The organism is Vibrio sp. PSi01 (assembly GCF_054960695.1).
In genome coordinates this window covers 1-309 of sequence record NZ_JBHNYN010000061.1, presented here as the reverse complement: position 1 = coordinate 309, position 309 = coordinate 1, and the positions used below count along the sequence as shown (strand labels likewise).

The 309-nt window shown below is 40.5% G+C and carries 1 pseudogene; it reads right to left on the bottom strand.

From position 1 onward, the window contains the following. Window positions 1-216: 216 nt before the first annotated feature. Window positions 217-309, bottom strand: a pseudogene (locus tag ACFI6G_RS22250) (NADPH-dependent FMN reductase); the annotation flags it as partial.

Here is a 309-nt window from a genome sequence, read left to right as displayed (position 1 = left end):
GGTTGCGTAAAGGCAAAGCGTTAACGGCGGGATGGGTTGCAGACAAGCACTCTAAAACAAACCCGTAGCGTCTAGTTCAACAATTCTGAACATCTGATATTTCCGAATATTAGAAATATATAAAAGTAAAAGCTAATGAAGCCCGAGCAACATTATGTCACTCGGGCTTTTTGTTGTTCATATTGCTCTGAACTGATGTTCTAAACGAAGCAGTATTTACAGCTTAGCAACTGCCTCTTTAATCTGTTGTGCGATCTCTTCGTTGCTGATAGAGCCAGACTCAAAATCAAAGTTATCGTAGAAACTCGG